The organism is Cyanobium sp. NIES-981, assembly GCF_900088535.1.
Classification (GTDB): domain Bacteria; phylum Cyanobacteriota; class Cyanobacteriia; order PCC-6307; family Cyanobiaceae; genus NIES-981.
Genome location: NZ_LT578417.1, coordinates 520,743 through 544,386, shown reverse-complemented (window position 1 = coordinate 544,386; position 23,644 = coordinate 520,743). Strand labels below are relative to the sequence as shown.

The window sequence follows — 23,644 nt, the reverse complement described above, 5'->3', positions numbered from 1 at the left end:
ATCGGGCAGTCCGTTCCCACTGGACCTGTGGACGCGCTTCAGGAGGCTCAGAGCCAGCTCGCCGCCATCCGTGCCGATGTTGAACGGTCCAACCCTGAGCTCTATCGCCATCTCGCCCTCTACCTGCAGGTTCTCCGGCAAGGCCTGCTGAAGGCCATTCAGCAGGCCTGTTTCCACCTGGCCACCCAGATTCAGCCCGATCGCTACTGCCGGCTGCCGGTCCGTCGGCGGCGGGAACTGCACCGGCGCATGGACGATCTGGCCCGGCGGGCCAGCACCCTGTTGACGGTGGAGCAGGTGACCGCCATGGCCGCCCAGATTGCCCGCTCAGACCAACGGGAGCGCCTGCAGCGGCAGACCCAGGGGCTCGAGGAGATCGGAACGTCGCAAGAGAGCAGCGAGGCTCCGCCCCAGCAGCACGGTGCCCAACCACCGCCAGGGGAGTGGTCTCAGACGCCCGGCTCCATCCACCTGGGCATGGCCCCGCCGATTGATCCGCGCCACCTCCCGCCCCCTGCCCACGCCGCAGCCTCCATGCCAGGCGGCAGTGCGGCGACGGGCGCGCCGCCACCAGCCGAGTCCGGTCCGCCCCTGGGCTCCCTCGATGCGATGTTGCAGGCCTTCTCCGAGGCTCTGGAGATGGAGCGGCTGCGGCATCCGGGCTCTGCCGATCCGGCGGTGCCCGAGCTGCCGGAGGAGGCCGATGGCTTTGACGGCGGGGCTCCCTGGAGTGAGCCCCGCCTGCCCAGCGACCCCACCCGGCTGATCACCTGGTTGAGCGGCTATGAGCGGGCCCTCACACGCCGGTTGCGCAACCTCTCCCATGCCCTGAATGTCGACTGTCTCCGCCTCGGCCTCACCCAGGGGTTGTTGCCCGTCGGTCTGTTGGATGCGGCGCTGCAGGGTCAGGTGGAGATGCTTCCAGCCCCCGCCAATCTGCTGCGCCTCCAGGTTCCGGCAGAGGCCTCGGCGGGCGGGACGCCGCTGGCTCTGGTGGCGGTGCTGCTGCGGCTGGTGGATCTGGAGCTGGAGGACCCGCGCCTGCGCACCTGCCGTCAGCGGTTGCAACAGCACACCCAGGAGGTGCGCAGAATGGCCCAGACCTACCGCCGGGTGCAGCGGCGGCTGCGAACGCTGGAGGCGGAACGTCTGTGGCTGGAGGACAACCGCACACCGACGCCCCAGCTGGAGTTTCCCGCCAACTGAACGGCGGGGCCGCGTTCGAATCCTGGCTCAGGATCCTGCAGCAGGCCCTGCAGCTGGAGATCGACCGTGGCTTCTCCGATCTCCAGGGCCGTCACGAGCGCTTCAGTGTGTTTCTGGAGCGGAGTTTGCGTTGTCCACCAGCTTCAGAGCTCCCCGGGGCGGACCGCCGGCGTGCCATGGCGGCGTCCTTTGCCGGCTATGGGCAGCTCACTGCCGCCCACCGGCAGAGCCTGGTGAGGGACTGTCGCCAGCATCTGCACGAGCTGCGCCAGTGGTGGCAGCCTCCTGCCCCGATCGGGCCTCCCAGGCTGCGCCTGGCCGCGGAGCCGCACAGCACCCGGCCCAAGGGCGTGGCCCAGGCAGCCGGAGGGCCCCTGGATCCGGAGGCCCCCCTGGGCACGATTCGCGGTGTGGGACCCCGCACCGCAGCCCGCCTGGCCCAGCTCGGCCTCTTCGTGGTGCGGGATCTGGTGCACTACTACCCGCGCGATTACCTCGACTACGCCCATCTGGTGCGGATCGCGGGTCTGGAGGTGGGCCGCACAGCGACCATCGTGGCCACGGTGCGCCGCGCCCAGGCCTTTGCCAGCCCCCGCAATCCCAACCTGGGGATCCTGGAGCTGCAGCTCAGTGATCCCACCGGCAGGCTGCGGGTGAGCCGCTTCTTCGCGGGTCGCCGCTTTGCCAGTCCGGCCTGGTTGCGGGCGCAGCAGCGCCTCTACCCCCCAGGCGCCAGCGTGGCTGTGAGCGGTCTGGTGAAGGAGAGTCCCTACGGCCCGGCCTTTCAGGATCCTCTGATCGAGGTGCTGGAGAGCCCGCAGGCTCCTGTGCGCTCCCCTGTGATCGGGCGGCTGCTGCCTGTCTACGGCCTCACCGAGGGCCTGGGGGCCGACCGGCTGCGTCAGGCCATCGCCGCCGTGCTGCCCCATGTGCGCCACTGGGAGGACCCTCTGCCCCTGCCCCTGCGCCAGGCCCATGGGCTGGCCGCCCGGGCGGAGGCCCTGCAGCAGATCCATGCCCCCACCGATCAGCAACGGCTGCAGGCGAGCCGCCATCGGCTGGTGTTCGACGAGTTCCTGCTGCTCCAGCTCGGGCTGCTGCAGCGGCGGCGCAAGCTCACCCGCAGCTCCTCCCAGGCGCTGCAGAGTCCGGCGAGCGGCAGCCTGATGGCCCGCTTCCTGGCCCTGCTTCCCTTCGAGCTCACCCCATCGCAGCAGCGGGTGCTCGAGGAGATCCGCGCCGACCTCGGCCGGGAGCAGCCGATGGCGCGGCTGGTGCAGGGCGATGTGGGCAGCGGCAAGACCGTGGTGGCCGTCGCCGCCCTGCTCACCGCCATCGATGCCGGCTGTCAGGGAGCCCTGATGGCCCCCACCGAAGTGCTGGCTGAGCAGCACTACCAGAAGCTCTGCGCCTGGCTCCCCCAGCTCCATGTGACCTGTGCCCTGCTCACCGGTTCCACACCCGCTCGCCAGCGGCGGGCGCTGCTGGAGGACCTGGCCAACGGGCAGGTGCAGATGCTTGTGGGCACCCATGCCCTGCTGGAGGATCCGGTGGCCTTCGCCCGCCTGGGCCTGGTGGTGGTGGACGAGCAGCACCGCTTTGGGGTGACCCAGCGCAACCGGCTGCTGGCCAAGGGGCTGCAACCCCATCTGCTCACGATGACCGCCACCCCCATTCCCCGCACCCTGGCGCTCTCGGTGCACGGGGATCTGGATGTGAGCCAGATCGATGGCCTGCCGCCGGGCCGGACGCCGATCCAGACCCGGTTGATCCAAGCGGCGGAACGGGATGGGGCCTACCAGCTGATCCGGGAGGAGGTGGCCAAGGGCCAGCGGGCCTACGTGGTGCTCCCCCTGGTGGAGGAGTCGGAAAAGCTCGATCTGCGCTCGGCGGTGGAGGTGCACCGCCAGCTGAGTGAGGAGGTGTTCCCGGATCTGGCCGTGGGCCTGCTGCACGGTCGCCTGGCAAGCGCCGACAAGCAGGCGGCCCTGGCTGCGTTCGCCACGGGCAGGAGCCAGGTGCTGGTGAGCACCACGGTGGTGGAGGTGGGCGTGGATGTGCCCGAAGCCAGCGTGATGGTGGTGGAGCATGCCGAGCGCTTCGGCCTGGCCCAGCTGCATCAGTTGCGCGGCAGGGTGGGCCGTGGTGCGGCCGCCTCCCACTGCCTGCTCGTGAACCACAGCCGCCAGGCCCTGGCCCGCCAGCGGCTGGATGTGCTGGTGCGCTCCAGTGACGGCTTCGAGATCGCCGAGATGGACCTGCGGCTGCGGGGGCCTGGCCAGGTGCTCGGCACCCGCCAGTCCGGTCTGCCGGACCTGGCTCTGGCCAGCCTCACCGACGATGGGGCTGTGCTGGAGCAGGCACGCCTGGTGGCCCAGGAGATCATCGCCGCCGATCCGGAGCTGCAGCGCCATCCGGCCCTCGCGGCCCTGCTGGCCCGGCAGCAGGCGCGGCTCTGCAGCGACGCCCGCCTCAACTGAGGCAATCTGGCCCCATCCCCCCAGCCCGAGCGGGCCGTCAGGCAAATGGAGCGGCGTCCGTGGAACGCGATTCCGATCAGTCCGTGCCCGGAACCCCTGGTTCCCCTGCCCGAGGACCTCTGGCGGCTGGAGCCCCATCCCTACATCGCCGCCGGCGCGCCCTACGGGGGCGGTGGCTCGCCCTTCCAGCTGCGGCAGGGGGTGGTCGCGCGGCTGCTGGCTGCCCAGCTGGCCCTGCGCAGGCAGCGGCCTTCCTGGCGGCTGGCCATCTTCGATGGCTGGCGCCCCCTGGCGGTGCAGGCCTTCATGGTGCGGCACGCCACGGCCGAACTCTGCCGCCAGAGAGGGCTCGACCCCCACAGGCCGGGGCCGGCCCTGGAGGCGGTGGCCCGGGAGGTGGGGGGCTTCTGGGCCCCGCCGAACCCGGATCCGGCCGCCCCTCCCCCCCACAGCACCGGGGCGGCGGTGGATCTCACGCTGGCGGATGAACGCGGCGCACCGATCAGCATGGGATCCCCGATCGATGCCATCGGCGAGGTGTCCGCCCCTGATCACTTCCAACGGCTGGCCGCCGGGAGCCTCGATCCGGTGGAGCGCGAACGGGCGCAGGTGTTTCATGGCCGCCGCCAGCTGCTCCAGGCCGTGATGCAGGAGGCCGGCTTCGCCCAGCATCCGGCGGAGTGGTGGCACTTCAGCTGGGGGGATCAGCTCTGGGCGTGGCGCAGCGGCCAGCCGCAGGCCATCTATGGGCGGGTGGAGCCCTGAGCGGCGAGTTCCTGGAACAGGGCGGCGGCGGCCTGCTGCTCCATCAGCCCCTTCGCCACGCAACGGCGCAGGCTGGATTCGGTCATCTCCAGCTGCACCACCCGCAGGCGGGCCAGCACCGCTGGACTCTGATCCGCGAAGGGGTCGAGATGGCGGGCGAAGGCCTGGCGGATGGTGTCGGGCTGACAGCTGAGCGGATCGGGGTCGTAGATCACGACCTTCGGGGACGGTGGCGGTGGGCCACGGCGCCCCTGGGCGGCAGCCGGCAGCACGGGCTGAACCACGGCGGTCATGGCCAGCAGCAGCCACCAGCGCCGGCCCCAGGTGTTGGCCCCCCCCCCTCAGGCGCCCGGGGCAGGAGGGGGCTGGCCGGTGGGGGGCGGCGGCCAACCTCGACACCGTCTCCACCCTGGTCACACCGCGGCGAGCATGGCTTCGATGGCCGGCCGCCCCTGCCGTGCGACGAAGTCGCCGAAGCTGATGCGGCCGCCGGCCCCATGCCAGGCCAGCAGCAGCGGCTCCAGGGTGGGCTCCAGAGCGGCGAGAGGCATCTTCTCGAGATAGGGCTCGGCCAGGCGGCTGAGGTTGGGTGTTCCCCCCAGCCAGAGCTGGTAGAGATCCGGCCCACTGCCCACCAGGCCGATCTCCGCCATGTAGGGGCGGGCGCAGCCGTTCGGGCAGCCGGTCATGCGCACCAGCACGGGCCGGCTGATTCCCAGCTGATGCAGCAGTCCATCGAGGCGTTCCAGGACATCGGGCAGCACCCGTTCCGCCTCGGTCACCGCCAGGCCGCAGAGCGGCAGGGCGGGGCAGGCCAGGGCATGGCGCGCCAGCGGCGGCGGTGCCTCGGGCGTCTCGATGCCCATGGCTGCCAGGTCGGAGCGGACGCTGCTGCGCTGGGCGCTGCCGATGTTGCAGAGCAGCAGGTCCTGGTTCGGGGTGAGGCGCAGCTCCAGCTTGTAGGTGTCCACAAGCTGGCGCAGCCCCTGCTTCAGCGGCCCGGCGATGCGGCCGCACAGCACAGGCAGCCCCACGAACCAGAGCCCCCGGTCCTGGCGATGCCAGCCCAGGTAGTCCTCCAGCCGGGCTTTGGGCTCAGGGCGCATCCCCTGGATCGGATGGGGGAAGAAATTCTCCTGGAGTTCCTGGCGGAACCAGTCCACGCCGCGGTCGTGGATGAGGTATTTCATGCGGGCGTGGCGGCGTTGCTGCCGATCGCCGTGGTCGCGCTGCAGGGCGACGATCGCCTGAACCAGATCGAGCAGATGGCCATGGGCCACGTAGCCGAGAGGGTCGGCGGTGCGGGCGAAGGTCTCCTCCTTGTTGTGGGTTCGGCCCATGCCCCCACCCACGTACACGTTGGCGCCCTGGGGGCGTCCCCGGGGGTCGCAGAACAGCACCAGGCCGATGTCCTGGGTGAGCAGATCCACCGAGTTGTCGCCAGGCACGGTGACCGCCACCTTGAACTTGCGGGGCAGATAGGTGGCGCCGTAGAGGGGTTCCTCGGCATCGCCGCTGAACACGCCGCCCTCGCTCTGGCGGGCCTTCACCTTGCGCACCGGCGCACTGGGCTTGATCCGGTAGCTGAGTTCCCCGTCGACCCAGAGATCGAGGTAGGAGCCTTCCGCCGCTTTGGGAGCGAGCAGATCGGCGATCTCGTCCGCCAGTTGGCGGGCCGAGGGGTAGCCCCCCTTGGTGAAGGGGGCCGCAGGGGCCATCACGTTGCGGTTGATGTCGCCACATGCCGCCAGGGTGGAGCCCAGGGACCGCACGATCGTGCCGATCACCTCCTTGAGGTTCTCCTTCCGCACCCCGTGCATCTGGAACGCCTGGCGGGTGGTGACCCTGAGGGTGCCGTTCCCGTAGCGGTCGGCGAGCTCATCGATGGCGAGATAGAGCTGGGCTGGCACACGGCCGGCAGGATTGCGCAGCCTCAACATCATCTGCCAGTCCTTGGTCTGGCCTTTCTGCCGCTTGTCGCGGTTGTCCTGCTGGTAGCTCCCGTGGAACTTGAGGATCTGAACGGCGTTTTCGGTGAAGTTCGGCTCCGTGTTGCCGAGCTCACTGAGGAGCGGCTCACGCAGATGACCACTGCTGGCCTTCAGTTGCTCGAACTTTGTCGGCCCTGACGTCACGATGTCGGCAACCACCCGTTAGCCCGATGACCGTAGCGAATGGGGATGGCCTCCAGCCTGCCGCGTTGCGCGTCACTCCATAAAGTTGGCGGCTGCCGTGCCTGCCCGCGTGTCGACGTTTCTGCTCGAGATCGGAACCGAGGAACTGCCGGCAGACTTCGCGCGCCTCGCCCTGCCCCAGCTGGAGGCTCTGGTGAGCTCCAGCCTCGAGGAGCAGCGGCTGGACCACGCTGGGGTGGAGTGCACCAGCACCCCACGGCGTCTGGCCGTGACCATCCAGGGTCTGCCGCCGCAGCAGCACGACCGCCAGGAGGAGCGCAAGGGCCCGCCCGCTGCCCAGGCGTTCCGCGACGGCGTTCCCACCGAGGCCGCCCGGGGGTTTGCCAGGCGTTGCGGCGTGCCACCGGACCGGCTCGAGATCCGCGACACCCCGAAAGGACCTTTCGTGTTCGCGGTGCTGCGGGAGCCGGGCCGCAGCACCGCCGACGTGCTGGCCTCCCTCATCCCGGGCTGGATCCAACAGCTTCAGGGACGTCGCTTCATGCGCTGGGGTGAGGGCGAGTGCCGCTTCTCCAGGCCCGTGCGCTGGCTGGTGGCACTGCTGAATGAGCAGGTGGTGCCGGTGGAGCTGCCGGGCAGCGACCCGGCCGTGGCCTCGGGACGCCAGAGCCGGGGCCACCGGCTGGTGCCCGGGCCGGTGGTGATTGCCGCTGCCGGGCAGTACGCCGAGACCCTTGCAGCGGCCGGCGTGATGGTGAGCCGCGCTGCCCGGGGCGCCTGGATCCGGGAGGCCATCGCCACAGCGGCTGGGGCGCTCCATGCCCGGGCGGATCTTCCGGACACGCTGCTGGAGGAACTCACCGATCTGGTGGAGCAGCCTCTGCTGATCGAAGGCCGGCTGGAGCCCACCTATCTGGATCTGCCGGCGGAGGTGCTGAGCACGGTGATGCGGGCCCATCAGCGCTACGTGCCGCTCTACCAGCTGGGGGCCACCGTGGATCCGCTGGCCGCCGCTGCCCGCGGCGTGCTGCTGCCGAGCTTCCTCTGCGTCAGCAACGGCCGGGCTGAAGCCCAGGACACCGTGCGCCGTGGCAATGAACGTGTGCTCAGGGCCCGGCTGGCCGATGCGCGCTTCTTCATCGAGGCCGATCGCGCCGTGGCGAGCATCGACCGGCGTGACCAGCTGGCACGGGTCACCTTCGCCGAGGGCCTCGGCTCGCTGCGCGATCGCGTCGAGCGCATGGAATGGTGCACGGACGTGCTGCTCGAGGCGCTGGCCCTGCAGGGAGCCGACGCGGACCATGCCCGGCGGGCCACCCACCTCTGCAAGCACGATCTGGTGAGCCAGATGGTGGGTGAGTTCCCCGAGCTGCAGGGGGTGATGGGAGGGAAATACCTGCTGGCTGAAGGGGAACCGAGGGCCGTGGCCCTGGCGGTGCTGGAGCACTACCTGCCCCGGGGGGCGGGTGACACCCTGCCCGAATCGGTGCCAGGCGCTGTGGTGGCCGTGGCCGAGCGCCTCGAGCTGCTGCTCAGCATCTTTGCCAAGGGGGAGCGGCCCAGCGGCTCGTCCGATCCCTATGCCCTGCGCCGTGCCGGGAACGGGCTGATGCAGATCCTCTGGGCCCGGGGATGGACCCTGGATCTGGAGGCCCTGCTCGTGCGCTGCAGCCTCCACTGGGCCAGCCTGCTGCCCGGCCTGGAGGTCTCCGCAGAGCAGTTGCGGAACGACCTGGCCGAGTTCCTCCGCCAACGCCTCGCCAGCCTGCTGGAGGAGGAAGGGCTGGAGGCGGATCTGGTGGCGGCCGTGGCAGGCCAGGCACTGCCGATCGGTCGGCTGCTGCGCGATCCGGGCGATGTGCGGCAACGTGGGCATCTGCTCGCGTCACTGCGGCGCGAGCAGCGGCTGGCCGGCGTTCAGGCGGTGGTGACGCGGGCGGCCCGGTTGGCCGAGAAAGGGGACCTCCCGGACGACGTGCTCAGCCCGCAGGCCGTGGTGGATGCCTCGCTGTTCGAGAAGCCCTCGGAGGCCGGCATGCTGGAGGTGCTGAAGCAGCTGCAACCCCTGGCCACCAGCTGCACCAGCGAGGGCTACAACGCGCTCGCCTCAGCGCTGGAGCAGAGCGCCGAGGTGCTCGCTGCCTTCTTCGATGGAGACGGCAGCGTGATGGTGATGGCGGAGAATGCCGCTGTGCGGGCCAACCGACTGGCCATGCTCGGCGTGCTCCGCAACCAGGCCGCCGTGCTGGCCGACTTCCGGGTGCTGCAGAGCTGATCCCCCGACGCCGAGGGGCATGGGTCCCCTGCGGCGCGGCAGATCAGTCTCGGGTTCACTTCGCCGCCAGCACCGGCTCGCGCTCGGCAGTGTCGCCATCGGCGGCGGGAACCCCGGCAGCCTGGGGGATGGCGGTAGGAGGCTGGGGCTTCTCGCCCCGCATCCTGATGCCACCTTTGATGGTGCTCACCGCCAGCATCGCGGAGACTTCATCGTCATCCCGCACGGCACTGTCCACGGGTCTGTAGCTCTGGGGAGCCAGGGCATTGCCGCGCAGCACCGCACCCAGGGTGAGCAGGGTGAGCTTGAGCTGCTGCCAGGGATTCATGGCCACCACCCTCTTGTACAGATAGCTGTCGAAGGTGAGGCGCTGCACGTCCTTGTCATCGCACATCTCCACGAAGGCTTCGCGGGCTGCGTCGTTGCGGTAAAAAATGTTCTGGAGAATCTCGAGCACCTTGTAGGTGGCGCCGTACTGCCGATCCCACTTGCGCAGGTAGGTCTTGAGGTCAGCCTCGCTGGGAATCCTCCGGCCTCCCTGGCTGGCAGCCACGATCTCCTCGGCACACATCCGCCCGCTCTTGGCGGCGAAGTAGATGCCTTCGCCCGAACTCTTGGTCACGTAACCGGCGGCGTCACCCACCAGCGCCATGCGTCCCACAACGCGGCGAGGCCGCGGATGTTCCGGAATCGGGTGGGCTTCCACCTTGATCACTTCGCCGTTCACCAGCCGCTTGCGGGCCCTCAGGCGAATGCCCTCCTGCAGGCCCTTGATCAGGGCCTGGTTGTTCTGCATGGTGCCGGTCCCAACCGCCACGTGGTCGTATTTGGGGAACACCCAGGCGTAGAAGTCCGGAGACACGTCCGTACCGACATACATCTCGGCCAGGTCTTCGTAGTAGCTCATCTCCTTGGCCGGGAGCTTGATTCGCTCCTGGAAGGCGATCGCCACGTTGTAGTCGCCTGCGTCCATGGCCTTGGCCACGCGGCTGTTGGCGCCGTCGGCGCCCACGATCAGATCCACTTCGAGGGTCCTGGTCTCACCGGTCGCCTCACCGGAACCGTAGTCGGAGTAGGTGAGGGTGTAAGGCCCCTGTCGGTTCTTGCCGGTATCGATCTTGGTGACAAGCCCATTGACCAGATGGGCGCCCAGATCAGCGGCACGATTGCGCAGGAAGGCATCCAGAATCTCGCGACGGCACATGCCGATGTACTCATTCTCGTCGTCGAGATGGATATCCACTTCCCGGTTGGAAGGGGAGATCATCCGCATGTTGCGGACTTTGCGATCGATGATCGATTCAGGCAGATCGAACTCGGACACCATGCACAGCGGGATGGCGCCGCCGCAGGGCTTGGCATTGTCGAGCTTTCGCTCGAAGATCCAGGTTTGAATGCCGGCCTTGGCGAGCACCTCAGCGGCACAGGAACCACTGGGGCCGCCACCCACCACCGCGACACGCAACATCGGGAAAACGCTCCGCCTGAAAAGGTTCTGGCCCGGAAGCTAACACCGTTGCCGGGTCCTACGGGGTGGACTTGGGCCTTCGCAACTAGGATCGTCACCAGCGGTCGCCCCAGAGCGGATCAGCCCTGCATCGAGCCCGCCAACCCCAACCCTGCCGGCGGTGCTCCTTACGACAGTTGTCCCGATGTTGTTACAAAGCCTCAACAAAGCTGTCTCCCGATCCGTGATGCCCAGGGCGACAACATCGGCCGGCCGATCTGCCGGGGCGGGCGGGTGCCACTGAAGCCCCGCCGCCCGGGCCAGGTCCTGGCCGCCGAGGACATCCCGGTTGCTGAACGCGTCAACCCAATGGCGTTCACGTCTCCTCGCCCCATGGGGCGGAGGCGGCTGCTGCTCCTCGGTGCAGCCGTGCTGGCGCTGGTGGGGGCCTTCCAGCTTCCCGCCGTGCGGGGCTGGCTCGGTCCCCGGCTCGCGCCCGGTCCGGTGCCGGGGCTCGATGCCCAGCAAAGCGCCGACGGACGGCTGCTGGGGCACTTCCCCTACCCAGAGGCGGAGCCCTCCCTGCTGGTGAGCGTGGGCACGGGCCTCGAACTGCACCGGGATGCCGCCGAAGCCCTCCTGGCCATGCTGCGGGCCGCCGACCGTGATGGCGTCAGCCTGGAGGTGCTCAGTGCCTTCCGTTCCCAGGACCTGCAGAAGGACATCTTCTTCGGTGTGAAGGCGGAGCGGAACCAGAACGCCCGGGAACGGGCCGAGGTGAGCGCGCCGCCAGGCTTCTCCGAGCACAGCACGGGCTATGCCGTCGACCTGGGAGATGCGCGCCTGCCCCAGACCAACCTCTCCACCGGGTTCGAGGAGACGCCGGCCTACCGATGGCTGGAGCGCAATGCCGCCCGCTACCACTTCACCCTCTCCTTCCCGCGGGACAATGCCCAGGGCGTGAGCTACGAGCCCTGGCACTGGCGCTTCGAGGGCACCGCCGACGCGCTGCGGATGTTCGAGCCCGCCCAGCGGCTGGCCCGCTGAAGCGGCTGCCTGAGCAGGCCCTGAACGGAGCCATGGCACACGGCCCACATCTGCGCGTTCCCCTCAGGAATGGTCCTGGCCGGGCGGAGTGGATCCGGAGTGGATCGATGGACCGCACTGAGCGAACGGCAGTCACCGCGCGTGGAATGGGATCGGAGCCCCAGGCATGGGGATGCGTTAGGATCTTCCCTTGGCTTCATCCGTTACTGTAGGAAATCTCAATTTATGAGCGGCGCACATCCAGGCACGCCGATTCGCAACATTGCGATCATTGCCCACGTCGACCACGGCAAAACCACCCTCGTCGACGCGCTGCTCGCTCAGTCAGGCATTTTCCGGGACAACGAAGCGGTTCCCACCTGCGTGATGGATTCCAACGATCTCGAGCGAGAGCGTGGAATCACGATCCTGAGCAAGAACACCGCGGTGGATTACGAGGGGATCCGCATCAACATCGTGGACACCCCCGGCCACGCCGATTTCGGTGGCGAGGTGGAACGGGTGCTCGGGATGGTGGATGGCTGCCTCCTGATCGTGGACGCCAATGAGGGGCCGATGCCCCAGACCCGCTTCGTGCTGAAGAAGGCCCTGGAGAAAGGCCTTCGCCCCATCGTGTTCGTGAACAAGATCGACCGGGCCCGGGTGGATCCGGAGATCGCCGTCGACAAGGTGCTGGATCTGTTCCTCGAACTTGGCGCGGACGACGACCAGTGCGACTTTCCCTACCTGTTCGGCAGCGGCATGGGCGGCTACGCCAAGCCGGACATGAAGACCGACAGCGACACGATGCGGCCGCTCTTCGATGCCATCCTGCGCCACGTGCCGCCGCCGGTGGGTGATCCGACCAAGCCCCTGCAGCTTCAGGTCACCACCCTGGATTACAGCGATTTCCTGGGCCGGATCATGATCGGCCGTATCCACAACGGCACGATCAGGTCAGGCCAGCCCGCCGCCCTGCTGCGTGACGACGGCAGCGTCAAGCGGGGTCGCATCAGCAAGCTGCTCGGTTTCCAGGGCCTGCAGCGCGTGGAGATCGAGGAGGCCAGTGCCGGGGACCTTGTGGCTGTGGCCGGTTTCGATGAAGTGAACATCGGTGAAACGATCGCCTGTCCGGACAACCCGGAGGCCCTGCCTCTGATCAAGGTGGATGAGCCCACACTTCAGATGACCTTCGTGGTCAACGATTCTCCCTTTGCCGGCAAGGAAGGGAAATTCGTCACCAGCCGTCAGATCCGCGATCGCCTGCAGAAGGAGCTCCTCACCAACGTGGCCCTGCGGGTGGAAGACACCGATTCCCCTGATCGCTGGGCCGTGAGTGGCAGAGGTGAGCTGCACCTCGGCATCCTGATCGAAACAATGCGGCGGGAGGGCTATGAATTCCAGGTGAGCCAGCCCCAGGTGATTTTCCGCACCATCGATGGCACGCCGAGCGAGCCCTATGAAACGCTTGTCCTCGATGTGCCAGAGGTGTCCGTGGGGGCTTGCATCGAGAAGCTTGGTATCCGCAAAGCGGAAATGCAGAACATGGAAAATACGAACGACGGCCGCACCCAGCTGGAGTTCGTGGTGCCGTCCCGCGGGCTGATCGGTTTTCGCGGTGAATTCATCCGTGCCACGCGAGGGGAAGGCATCATGAGTCACTCCTTCCTGGATTACCGCCCCATGCAGGGCGACTTCGATGCACGCCGCAACGGCGTTCTGATCGCCTTTGAAGAGGGAGCAGCCACCTTCTATGCACTCAAGAATGCCGAGGATCGCGGTCAGTTCTTCATCACTCCCGGCACCAAGGTGTACAAGGGGATGATCATCGGAGAGAACAACAGGCCCCAGGATCTTGAGATCAACGTCTGCAAGGCCAAGCAACTCACCAACATGAGATCAGCAGGCGCGGAGGAACTCGACACCCTCCAGGCTCCCGTGCAGATGACCCTGGAGCGGGCCCTCGAATACATCGGCCCTGACGAGATGCTGGAGGTCACCCCGGAGTCCATCCGCCTCCGCAAGCTGCCCAGCAAGAAGGCGGCCAAGCGCTGAGTTCCCGCGTTGCCTCCTGACCACGACGAGGAATCGAGCCTGATCCGCGACCCCCGCCTGGCCGAAGCCATTGCCTGCTTCAACGCAGGCGACTGGTACGCCTGCCACGACGGGTTCGAGGAGCTGTGGCACGAGACCGCAGGCCCGCTCCGTCCCGTGCTCCAGGGAATCCTCCAGATCGCCGTGGGGCAACTGCACCTGGAGCGGGGGAACCGCCGTGGGGCCACCATTCTCACCGGCGAGGGTCTGGGGCGGCTGCGTGGCTGCGACGATCAGGCCCTGGGTATCGATCTGGCCCGGCTGCGTGACAGTGCCCGCGAGTGGCTGCAGGCCCTGCAGGCGGCTGGGGATCCGCCTCCGCTGGAAGCCCCCCGGCTCACCGCGCCGCAGCGCCATGACTCCGAGGCCGGAAGCTAGGCAGCAGCGGTCCTGGTCTGGGAGCGATCTGTAGATTGTTCCGGCTGCACCATTGGCCCGGCACCTTGGCCCTGTCTGCTCCCCTTGTTGCCGCCGCCGTGCTCGGTCTCTGCGTCAGCGGCCTGGCAGCTCCAGGCGTGCACGCCCAGGTCGGGGCCGGCAGTCCTGCCGCAGCCCCCGCGCCGGCTTCCGCTCCAGCCCGGGCTCCGGTCACCGGCGTTGTCACCATCGAATCCGATCTGCAGAGAGCCGACAACTCCACCGGCATCCTCACGGCCAGTGGGAACGTGCGCATCGTGTATGAAGACCAGGGCGTGGTGGCCACGGCCAGGCAGGCCCAGTACTTCAGCCGCGAGGGTCGCCTCGTGCTGAGCGGTGAGGTGGATGTCGTGCAGGGCGACGGCAACACCATCCGGGCGGAACGACTGGTGTACCTGGTGAACGGGGAACGCCTGCTGGCGGAGCCGGCCCCAGGCCAGCAGGTGTTGACCCTCTACCGGTTCAGGACTGCCCCTGCCCCCGCGCCCTCAGCGCAGCCATGACGCTGGCGTTGAAGCAGGTGGTCCTGGCCATCGGTGGCCGGGTGCTGGTTGACCACGTCTCCCTGCAGCTGCAGCCGGGTGAAGTGGTGGGTCTGCTCGGACCGAACGGCGCCGGCAAAACCACCACGTTCGGCCTGGTGACCGGGCTGATCCGCCCCGACGGCGGCGCTGTGCTGCTGGATGGTGCCCCAATCGCCCACCTGCCGATGCCCCAGCGAGCGCGCCTGGGCATCGGCTATCTGCCCCAGGAGCCCAGCGTGTTCCGCCAGCTCACGGTTCGCGACAACCTGCGGCTGGCGCTCGAATCCAGCCGGACGCCCCGCGCTCTGCGCCGCGAGCGGCTGGAGACCCTGATTGCGGAGTTCCACCTCTCCCCCTTCCAGCATCGCCGCGGCTTTCAGCTCTCCGGCGGTGAGCGCCGCCGCTGCGAGGTGGCCAGAGCCCTGGCTGTCGGTGCCGAGGGGCCGCGCTATCTGCTGCTGGATGAGCCCTTTGCCGGGGTGGATCCCATCGCCGTGGCCGACCTGCAGCAGCTGATCAACGAGCTGCGCGGCCGGGGCATGGGGCTCCTGATCACCGACCACAACGTTCGCGAAACCCTGGCGATCACCGATCGGGCCTACATCCTCTCCGAGGGGGCCATCCTGGCCTCTGGAACGTCCCTCGAGGTGGGCAACGATCCCCTGGTGCGCCGCCACTACCTGGGCGAAGGATTCCGGCTGTGACCACGCTGAACCCAACACACCCCGCCAAGCTCCAGCGGCTGCTCAGGCCGTGGAGGCGATTGCCCCTGCTCGATCGCTGGATGCTGGCCGAGCTGATCGGTCCCCTGGTGTTCGGGGTGGCGGCCTTCACCGCCGTCTCCCTCTCGGTGGGAGCGGTGTTCGAACTGGTGCGCCGGGTGGCGGAATCCGGTCTACCGCTCGATGTGGCAGTGCAGGTGCTGCTGCTGGAGTTGCCCTCGTTTCTGGTCCTCTCCTTCCCCATGGCCACCCTGATGGCCACGCTGCTCACCTACAGCAAGTTGTCGGGCAACAGCGAGCTCACGGCCCTGCGCAGCGTGGGCGTGCCCACCTGGCGCATGCTCGTGCCCGCCGTGGCCCTGGCCGTGGCGATGACCCTGCTCACCTTCGGCTTCAACGAAGCCATCGTGCCCACCACCCTCAGCCAGGCCGAGGCCACCCTCAGCCGTGCCATCGGCCGGGCCGTGGCCGGAGAACAGAAGGACAACGTGGTGTATTCCAAGTTCGGGCGGGTGGAGCTCCCCGATGGCAGCACGGAGAAGGGCCTGACGCACATCTTCTACGCCCAGCGGTTCAACCAGGGGGTGATGGAGGATGTGACCCTGGTGGACCTGAGCCGGTCGGCCCACCGCGTGATGCTCACGGCGGATCGGGCCCGTTGGAGCGCGAAGGATGCCCAATGGGAGTTTCTCGATGGTCAGGTGGTGGGCATCGGCCGTGGTGGCTCGGAGGCCATCACTTCGGCGCGGTTCGACCGCTATCTCTATCCCCTCGGCAACCAGCCGCTGAAGGTGGCGAAACTGCCGAGGGATGCCAACGAGATGAGCATCGGCCAGGCGCGCACCGCCGAGAGATTGCTGCGGGAATCCGGCGACAGCCGGGCCGCCCGCAAGCTGCGGGTCCGCATCCAGGAAAAGTTCTCCTTTCCGGCGGTCTGCCTGGTGTTTGGCCTGATCGGCAGCAGCCTCGGTGCCCGCCCCCACTCCCGCCGCAGCCGCAGCCAGGGGTTCGGGCTGAGCGTGCTGCTGATCTTCGGCTACTACCTGGTGGCCTTCAGCTTCAGTTCCCTGGGCGTGAAGGGCACGCTCACACCGGCCCTGTCGGCCTGGCTGCCGGTGCTGATCGGCCTGGCGACCGGTCTTGTGCTGTTACGGCAGGCCAGCCGCTGAGCGAGCCTGCCCACGAACCGCCAGACTGGCCCCTGGTTGTGCGTTGAAACCTTGCCCGATCTGCTCCACGATCCGGTTCTTGGCCTTGGTCTGGCAGCCTTCGCGCTGCTGCTGCTGGTGCTTCCCCTGGCGTTCTGGGCCCTCAGCGGCGGAGGCACCAGCTCCGTGGTGAGGCTGCTGGTGGCCAGCGCCAATCTGTGCCTCACCGCCCAGCTCGTGCTGCGCTGGATCGATTCCGGACACTTCCCCATCAGCAACCTCTACGAGTCGCTCTGCTTCCTGGCCTGGGGCTGCACCCTCACCCAGCTGCTGGTGGAGCGCTCCTGGCCTTCGCCCCTGGTGCCGGCAGCCGCCACCCCGATGGCCCTGGGCTGCGTGGCCTTTGCCAGCTTCGCCCTGCCCGATCGCCTGCAGGAAGCCTCGCCGCTGGTGCCGGCCCTGCGCTCCAGCTGGCTGGTGATGCACGTGAGCGTGATCATGCTCAGCTACGCGGCCCTGCTGGTGGGCTCCCTGCTGTCGCTGGCGGTGCTGTTCACCGACCGGGGCAAGGCCCTTGAGCTGCGCAGCAGCTCCATCGGCAGCGGGGGCTTCCGTCAGGCCCAGCTGGCCACCGAAGGACCCGGGGCGATGGCCGCGCCCCTCAGGCTCACCAGCGGTTCGCTCTCGATGGCCGAACAGCTCGACTCACTCAGCTACCGCACCATCACGGTGGGCTTCCTGCTGCTGTCGGTGGGCCTGGTGAGTGGAGCGGTATGGGCCAATGAAGCGTGGGGCAGTTGGTGGAGCTGGGATCCGAAGGAAACCTGGGCCCTGATCTGCTGGCTGGTGTACGCGGCCTACCTGCACACCCGGCTGATCCGGGGATGGCAGGGGAGGCGGCCCGCCATCGTGGCGTCCCTGGGCCTGGTGGTGATCGTCGTCTGCTACATCGGGGTGAATCTGCTCGGCATCGGCCTGCACAGCTACGGCTGGTTCTTTGAGAGCTGACCTGACAGCTCACTTGTGACAGCTGACTCTTGACAGGTGAGTGAATGGTGTCCGCCCCGCCTGGCACGGCAGGGCCGGCGTCTGCGGGGCGCCGGGGCAGGGGTGAACTCCTGCCCCGGTGGTTCTCCTGGCCGGATCTGGACCACCCGTCGGGGTCAGGCGGCCACGGCCGTAGGCCGACGGCTGTGGCGAATGCCGCTGATGGCGTCCGCATAGCTCGGCTGGTTGAACACGCCGGACCCGCTCACGATGGCGTTGGCTCCAGCCTCGATCACCTTCCAGGCATTCTCCGCCTTGATGCCGCCGTCGACCTCGATCCAGGGATCCAGGCCCTTGGCATCGCACATGCGACGGAGATCACGGATCTTGTCCACCTGGCTTTCGATGAAGCTCTGACCGCCGAAGCCAGGGTTCACACTCATCACCAGCACCAGATCGCACAGTTCGAGGCAGTACTCCAGCGTGTCGATCGGGGTGCCGGGATTCAGCACGGCACCGGCCATCTTGCCGAGATCACGGATCTGGGCCAGGTTGCGGTGCAGATGGGGACAGGCCTCCACCTGCACGGAGATGATGTCCGCCCCGGCCTTCGCGAACTCGGGCACATACTTCTCCGGCTCCACGATCATGAGATGAACGTCCAGGGTCTTGGCCGTCACCGGGCGCAGGGCCTGAACAATCAGCGGGCCGATCGTGATGTTCGGCACGAAGCGCCCGTCCATCACATCCACATGGATCCAGTCGGCACCGGCGGCATCCACCGCCCGTACGTCATCCCCGAGGCGAGAGAAATCAGCCGAGAGAATCGACGGGGACACCACCAGGGACTTCGTGCTCATGCGGGTTCAGCGGACAGGGAGAACCGATTGTAGGAAAGCCCCCGCCCCCTCCCCCGCCCCGCCCCCGGGAGGGGGCGGCGGGAACGGCGCTGATACACTGAACAGCGCTTCCTGCCTGAAATGCCGCTCAGCAGCTGGCATCTCAGGCCTCAGCCCGAAGCCTCCACCCTTGCCGGACCACTGTGGATCGCACCCTCATCCAGGAAATTCTCGAGGTCGTAGAACAGGCCGCCATCGCCTCGGCCGAACTCACGGGTCTCGGTAAGAAGGACGAGGCGGACGCCGCTGCGGTGGAGGCGATGCGCAAGCGCATGGGCCAGATCCAGATGCAGGGCCGCATCGTGATCGGCGAAGGGGAGCGCGACGAAGCTCCGATGCTCTACATCGGCGAAGAAGTGGGCAGCGGCACCGGTCCCGGTGTCGACTTCGCGGTGGATCCCTGTGAAGGGACCAACCTCTGCGCCAACAACCAGCGCGGCTCGATGGCCGTGCTGGCCGCCTCCGACCGGGGCGGCCTCTTCAATGCTCCTGACTTCTACATGAAGAAGCTGGCGGCGCCCCCGGCCGCCAAGGGCAAGGTGGACATCCGCAAGAGCGCCACCGAGAACATCGAGATCCTCAGCCAGTGCCTTGGCATGGCCAAGAGCGAGCTGGTGATCGTGGTGATGGACCGCGCCCGCCACAAGGATCTGATCGCGGAGATCCGGGCCACCGGTGCCCGGGTGCAGCCCATCTCCGACGGTGACGTGCAGGCCGCCATCGCCTGCGGCTTCGCAGGCACCGGCACCCACTGCCTGATGGGCATCGGCGCCGCTCCGGAGGGGGTGATCTCCGCCGCCGCCATGCGGGCCCTGGGCGGCCACTTCCAGGGCCAGCTGGTCTACGACCCCGCCGTGGCCCAGACCAAGGAATGGGAAGGCCTCACCCGTGAAGGCAACCTGGCCCGCCTGACGGAGATGGGCATCACCGACCCCGACAAGATCTATGAAGCCGAGGAACTGGCCTCCGGTGAGAACGTGGTGTTTGCCGGCAGCGGCATCACCGACGGGCTGCTGTTCGACGGCGTGAAGTTCGAGAAGGACTGCACCCGCACCAGCTCCCTGGTGATCAGCACCCTGGACAACACTGCCCGCTTCACCGACACGGTGCACATCAAGCCTGGTGCCCAGAGCATCGCGTTGCGCTGATCGGTTCCCGAGCAGCACACCCCGCCCAGTCACCATGCATATCGCCGTCGTCGGACTGAGCCACCGCACAGCACCGGTTGAAATCCGGGAGCGGCTCAGCATCCCGGAGCAGGCCATGGATGCCTCCCTGCAGCAGCTCCGGGAGGACGACCAGGTGCTGGAGGCCTCGATCCTCAGCACCTGCAACCGGCTCGAGATCTACACCCTGCTGCGCCATCCTGAGCAGGGGATCTCCTCGGTCGGCGCCTTCCTCAGCCAGCATTCCGGCCTGGCCGTGGACGAGCTGACGCCCCACCTCTTCACGTATCACCACGAGGACGCGGTGGCGCATCTGCTGCGCGTCGCTGCCGGCCTCGATTCCCTCGTGCTGGGTGAAGGTCAGATCCTCTCCCAGGTGAAGAAGATGGTGCGGCTGGGCCAGGAGCACCACTCCGTGGGTCCGATTCTCAACCGCCTGCTCAACCAGGCTGTCAGCACCGGAAAGCGCGTCCGCACCGAGACCAATCTCGGCACCGGAGCCGTCTCGATCAGTTCCGCGGCGGTGGAGCTGGCCCAGCTCAAGGTGGGGCAGGCCAGGGGGTGCGATGAGCTCGTGCCCCTCGATCAGGAGCAGGTGGCCGTCGTGGGCGCCGGCCGCATGGCCCGGTTGCTGCTGCAACACCTCCAGGCCAAGGGCTGCCGGGGGGTGGTCCTGCTCAACCGCACGGTGGGCCGCGCGGAGCAGCTGGCGGCAGACTTTCCCACCCTGCCCGTGCAATGCCGGCCGCTGGAGGATCTGGACCACTGCCTGAGCACGTGCTCGCTGGTGTTCACCAGCACCGCGGCGGAGGAACCGATCATCACGGCCGGGCGGCTGAGCGGACTCAACCGTCGCAGTTCCCTGATGCTGGTGGACATCGGCGTTCCGCGCAACATCGCGGCCGACACCGCCGGTGTGGCGGGGGTTCAGTCGTTCGATGTGGATGACCTGCAGGAAGTGGTGACCCGCAACCAGGAGGCCAGGCGCGAGATCGCTGCCGAGGCTGAAGGGCTGCTCAGGGAAGAGGCACGGCTGTTCCTGGAATGGTGGGACGGGCTCGAGGCCGTGCCCGTGGTGAACCGTCTGCGCCGCCGTCTCGAGGAGATCCGGGAGCAGGAACTCCAGAAGGCCCTCAGCCGCATGGGTCCCGATCTCTCGGCCCGGGAGCGGAAGGTGGTGGAGGCCTTGAGCAAGGGAATCATCAACAAGGTTCTCCACACGCCCATGACCAACCTGCGGGCGCCTCAAGCGCGCCAGCAGCGCCATACCTGCATGCGTGTGATCGAGGAGCTCTTCGAGCTCCAGGACGACGGATCACTGAGCTCTGGCCCCTGAGGGTCAACCCGATCACTCCTTGCAGTGATCCCCGGCACCAACAGCGCCGTGCAGTACCGCCGGCACTCGCCTGCAGGAGCCCTGGTCCTGTACGGTCCCCCCTAACAAGAGAAGGAATCAGGAGACATGAAACGCGTCCTTGCCATCATTCTGGGAGGTGGTGCCGGCACCCGCCTCTATCCGCTCACCAAGATGCGTGCCAAGCCGGCTGTACCGCTGGCAGGCAAGTACCGGCTCATTGACATTCCCATCAGCAATTGCATCAACTCAGAGATCAACAAGATTTATGTGTTGACGCAGTTCAACAGTGCGTCGCTCAATCGGCACCTGTCGATGAGTTACAACCTCTCGGCTGGTTTTGGTCAGGGCTTCGTGGAAGTGCTGGCAGCCCAGCAAACCCCGGACAGTCCCAGCTGGTTCGAGGGTACGGCCGACGCCGTGCGCAAGTATCAGTGGCTGTTCCAGGAATGGGACGTGGATCACTACCTGATCCTCTCCGGTGACCAGCTGTACCGCATGGATTACAGCCGCTTCGTGCAGCACCACATCGACACCGGTGCCGATCTATCGGTGGGAGCCCTGCCGGTGGACCCGGTGCAGGCTGAGTCGTTTGGTCTGATGCGCACCGATGGCGAGGGACGCATCCAGGAATTTCGTGAGAAGCCCAAGGGCGAAGCCCTCACGGCCATGCGGGTGGACACCCAGAGTCTCGGGCTCTCCCGTGAGGAGGCAGCCAAGCGCCCCCATCTGGCGTCGATGGGGATCTATGTGTTCAGCCGAGACACCCTGTTCGATCTGCTCAATTCCAATCCCACCTCGACCGACTTCGGCAAGGAGATCATCCCGGCCTCTCTGGCCCGTGGTGATCAACTACGCAGCTATCTCTTCGATGACTACTGGGAGGATATCGGCACGATCGGCGCGTTCTACGAGGCGAATCTGGCGCTCACCGAACAGCCCAATCCGCCGTTCTCGTTCTACGACGAAAAGTTTCCCATCTACACCCGTCCCCGTTACCTTCCCCCGAGCAAGCTCCAGGACGCCCAGGTCACCGAGTCGATCATCGGAGAGGGATCCCTGCTCAAGGCCTGCAGCATCCATCACTGCGTTCTCGGTGTCAGGACCCGCGTTGAAGACAGCGTTGTCCTGCAGGACACGCTGGTGATGGGTTCCGACTACTTCGAGTCGTCAGAGGAACGCGCCACCTTGCGGCAGCGGGGCGGAATCCCGCTTGGTGTCGGCAGGGGCACCACGGTGAAAGGGGCCATCTTGGACAAGAACGTGCGCATCGGTCGCGACGTCACGATCATCAACAAGGACCGGGTGGAAGAAGCCGACCGGCCGGAGCTGAACTTCTACATCCGCAACGGCATCGTGGTGGTGGTGAAGAACGGCACCATCGCCGATGGCACCGTGGTCTAGAGGGCACCGTGATCTGAATGGCGGCGTGATCTGACCGGGCGCCATCATCTGATCGGGCGCTCCGACTGCCTCCCCAGGCCAGGAGACCCTGACAGAGGGGCGCCAGTTGTGACGGAACGGCCCCGCTTCCGTTCGCTCTGGCCACACTGAGGCCAAAGCCTCGAACCAACGGATGGGATCGGCACATTTCGGCCTGATCGGCCTCGGCGTGATGGGGGAGAACCTGGTGCTCAATGCGGAGCGCAACGGGTTTTCCAGCGTTGTCTACAACCGCACCTATGCGAAGACGGAAGCCTTCCTGCAGGGGCGCGGCGCCGGCAAGGACATCGTGGGCGCGCGCACCCTGGAGGAGTTCGTGGCCGCCCTTGAGCGTCCCCGGCGCATCCTGATGATGGTGAAGGCGGGGCAGCCGGTGGATGACACCATCGCCTCGATCTCCCCCCTGCTCGAAGAAGGCGATCTCCTCATCGACGGCGGCAACTCGCTGTACACGGATACCGAACGGCGTGTGGCCCAGCTGGAGAGCCAGAGTTTCGGCTACATCGGGATGGGTGTCTCCGGCGGCGCGAAGGGTGCCCTCGAAGGTCCGAGCATGATGCCCGGCGGCACCCGTTCGGCCTACGACGCGATCGAACCGCTGGTGCGCAAGATGGCCGCCCAGGTCGACGACGGCCCCTGCGTCACCTACATCGGCCCCGGTGGTGCCGGCCACTTCGTGAAGACCGTGCACAACGGCATCGAATACGGCATCGAGCAGATCCTGGCCGAGGCCTACGACCTGATGAAGCGCTGCGGCGGCATGAACGGCGATCAGATGGCCGATGTGCTGGCCCTCTGGAACGACAGCGAGGAACTTGCCTCCTTCCTGGTGGAGATCACCGAAGTGTGCCTTCGCACCAAGGACCCCAGCAGCGGTACCGACCTGGTGGAGCAGATCGTGGATGCGGCAGGCCAGAAGGGCACCGGTCTGTGGACCGTAGTGAGTGCGCTGGAGATGGGGGTTCCCGTTCCCACGATCTACGCCGCCCTCAATGCCCGCGTGCTCAGCTCCCTGCGTCCCGAGCGCCTGGCGGCCGAGGCCGTGCTCCACGGTCCGGGCCCCCATGGGGTGGAGCTGGGCGCTCCGGCCGAAGGCCTGGCGCCTTTGCGGGATGCCTGCATCGCCGCCTGCATCGTGAGCTACGGCCAGGGCATGGCCCTGCTCCAGGAAGCTTCGAAACTGCACGACTACGGCCTGGACTTCGCCGCCATCGGCCAGATCTGGAAGGGGGGCTGCATCATCCGGGCCCGCCTGCTGCAGCGCATCCAGGATGCCTACACCGCCTCCCCCGATCTGCCGAACCTGATGCTCGACCCCTGGTTCGCCGAGCAGATCAACCGGCGCCTGCCCGGCCTGCGCCGGATCGTGGCCGGCGCCGCGCTTGCCGGCATCCCGGTGCCCTGCCTGTCCAGCACCCTCGACTACATCGACAGCTACCGCACGGGCCGGTTGCCCCAGAACCTGGTGCAGGCCATGCGCGACTGCTTCGGCTCCCACACCTACGAACGGGTCGACAAACCGGGCAGCTTCCATACCGAATGGCTGGACTGACGTC

Annotated in this window: 19 protein-coding genes; 15 read left to right on the top strand and 4 right to left on the bottom strand. The window is 67.6% G+C overall.

The window, feature by feature from the left end; translation table 11 throughout:
* Window positions 1-27: 27 nt before the first annotated feature.
* From CBM981_RS02805 to CBM981_RS02795, 3 genes are read left to right on the top strand one after another with little or no spacing between them, the layout of a single operon-like run.
* The gene (locus CBM981_RS02805; RefSeq protein ID WP_087067169.1) at window positions 28-1,206 is read left to right on the top strand and encodes a hypothetical protein; all 1,179 of its coding nucleotides are present in this window, start codon (window positions 28-30) and stop codon (window positions 1,204-1,206) included.
* Complete coding sequence (recG, locus tag CBM981_RS02800; RefSeq protein WP_087069142.1) at window positions 1,203-3,686, top strand: ATP-dependent DNA helicase RecG; 2,484 nt, start codon at window positions 1,203-1,205, stop codon at window positions 3,684-3,686. Before CBM981_RS02805 ends, recG begins: the two co-directional genes overlap by 4 nt.
* A 45-nt stretch (window positions 3,687-3,731) precedes the next feature.
* Window positions 3,732-4,451, top strand: coding sequence for a M15 family metallopeptidase (locus tag CBM981_RS02795; protein ID WP_087067168.1), 720 nt, complete (start codon window positions 3,732-3,734; stop codon window positions 4,449-4,451).
* On the opposite strand, the gene CBM981_RS02790 is transcribed toward CBM981_RS02795, so the two are convergent.
* Window positions 4,430-4,744 carry a hypothetical protein gene (locus CBM981_RS02790; protein ID WP_087067167.1) on the bottom strand — a complete coding sequence of 105 codons (315 nt, stop codon included), beginning with the start codon at window positions 4,742-4,744 and terminating at the stop codon, window positions 4,430-4,432. The genes CBM981_RS02795 and CBM981_RS02790 overlap by 22 nt on opposite strands.
* A 120-nt stretch (window positions 4,745-4,864) precedes the next feature.
* Complete coding sequence (gene sir, locus CBM981_RS02785; protein WP_225867497.1) at window positions 4,865-6,586, bottom strand: sulfite reductase, ferredoxin dependent; 1,722 nt, start codon at window positions 6,584-6,586, stop codon at window positions 4,865-4,867.
* 109 nt (window positions 6,587-6,695) lie between these two features.
* Between sir and glyS the strand changes: the two genes are divergently transcribed.
* Entirely contained in the window at window positions 6,696-8,861 is a 2,166-nt protein-coding gene (gene glyS, locus CBM981_RS02780) for a glycine--tRNA ligase subunit beta (protein ID WP_087069141.1), read from the top strand.
* 55 nt (window positions 8,862-8,916) lie between these two features.
* Here glyS and chlP read toward each other — a convergent pair whose 3' ends face one another.
* Window positions 8,917-10,329 (bottom strand): geranylgeranyl reductase, encoded by a 1,413-nt coding sequence (chlP, locus tag CBM981_RS02775; RefSeq protein ID WP_087067165.1) that lies wholly within the window; start codon window positions 10,327-10,329, stop codon window positions 8,917-8,919.
* 372 nt (window positions 10,330-10,701) lie between these two features.
* Here chlP and CBM981_RS02770 point away from each other — a divergent pair, with 372 nt between their 5' ends.
* The 7 genes from CBM981_RS02770 to ccsB all read left to right on the top strand — a co-directional run bounded on the left by CBM981_RS02770 (window position 10,702) and on the right by ccsB (window position 17,247).
* Entirely contained in the window at window positions 10,702-11,355 is a 654-nt protein-coding gene (locus CBM981_RS02770; protein ID WP_225867496.1) for a D-alanyl-D-alanine carboxypeptidase family protein, read from the top strand.
* A gap of 225 nt (window positions 11,356-11,580) precedes the next feature.
* Window positions 11,581-13,389: a translational GTPase TypA gene (gene typA / locus CBM981_RS02765; protein WP_087067163.1), complete on the top strand. Its 1,809-nt coding sequence runs from the start codon at window positions 11,581-11,583 to the stop codon at window positions 13,387-13,389.
* Between the two features lie 9 nt (window positions 13,390-13,398).
* The gene (locus CBM981_RS02760) at window positions 13,399-13,806 is read left to right on the top strand and encodes a DUF309 domain-containing protein (protein WP_087067162.1); all 408 of its coding nucleotides are present in this window, start codon (window positions 13,399-13,401) and stop codon (window positions 13,804-13,806) included.
* A 65-nt stretch (window positions 13,807-13,871) separates the two neighbouring features.
* Window positions 13,872-14,348 carry an organic solvent tolerance protein OstA gene (locus CBM981_RS02755; protein ID WP_087069140.1) on the top strand — a complete coding sequence of 159 codons (477 nt, stop codon included), beginning with the start codon at window positions 13,872-13,874 and terminating at the stop codon, window positions 14,346-14,348.
* The gene (gene lptB / locus CBM981_RS02750) at window positions 14,345-15,073 is read left to right on the top strand and encodes an LPS export ABC transporter ATP-binding protein (protein ID WP_087067161.1); all 729 of its coding nucleotides are present in this window, start codon (window positions 14,345-14,347) and stop codon (window positions 15,071-15,073) included. The genes CBM981_RS02755 and lptB overlap by 4 nt, the downstream gene beginning before the upstream one ends.
* A gap of 80 nt (window positions 15,074-15,153) precedes the next feature.
* Window positions 15,154-16,260, top strand: coding sequence for an LptF/LptG family permease (locus tag CBM981_RS02745; protein ID WP_087069139.1), 1,107 nt, complete (start codon window positions 15,154-15,156; stop codon window positions 16,258-16,260).
* Between the two features lie 51 nt (window positions 16,261-16,311).
* Window positions 16,312-17,247: a c-type cytochrome biogenesis protein CcsB gene (ccsB, locus tag CBM981_RS02740; protein ID WP_087067160.1), complete on the top strand. Its 936-nt coding sequence runs from the start codon at window positions 16,312-16,314 to the stop codon at window positions 17,245-17,247.
* A gap of 155 nt (window positions 17,248-17,402) precedes the next feature.
* Here the strand turns inward: ccsB and rpe are convergent, their stop codons facing one another.
* Window positions 17,403-18,086 (bottom strand): ribulose-phosphate 3-epimerase, encoded by a 684-nt coding sequence (rpe, locus tag CBM981_RS02735; protein WP_087067159.1) that lies wholly within the window; start codon window positions 18,084-18,086, stop codon window positions 17,403-17,405.
* A gap of 182 nt (window positions 18,087-18,268) precedes the next feature.
* Here rpe and glpX point away from each other — a divergent pair, with 182 nt between their 5' ends.
* From glpX to gndA, 4 genes are all read left to right on the top strand, one after another.
* Window positions 18,269-19,273: a class II fructose-bisphosphatase gene (gene glpX, locus CBM981_RS02730; protein ID WP_087067158.1), complete on the top strand. Its 1,005-nt coding sequence runs from the start codon at window positions 18,269-18,271 to the stop codon at window positions 19,271-19,273.
* A 34-nt stretch (window positions 19,274-19,307) separates the two neighbouring features.
* Entirely contained in the window at window positions 19,308-20,627 is a 1,320-nt protein-coding gene (locus tag CBM981_RS02725; RefSeq protein WP_087067157.1) for a glutamyl-tRNA reductase, read from the top strand.
* Between the two features lie 126 nt (window positions 20,628-20,753).
* Entirely contained in the window at window positions 20,754-22,049 is a 1,296-nt protein-coding gene (locus CBM981_RS02720) for a glucose-1-phosphate adenylyltransferase (protein ID WP_087067156.1), read from the top strand.
* Between the two features lie 172 nt (window positions 22,050-22,221).
* The gene (gene gndA, locus CBM981_RS02715; protein WP_087067155.1) at window positions 22,222-23,640 is read left to right on the top strand and encodes an NADP-dependent phosphogluconate dehydrogenase; all 1,419 of its coding nucleotides are present in this window, start codon (window positions 22,222-22,224) and stop codon (window positions 23,638-23,640) included.
* Window positions 23,641-23,644: the final 4 nt, after the last annotated feature.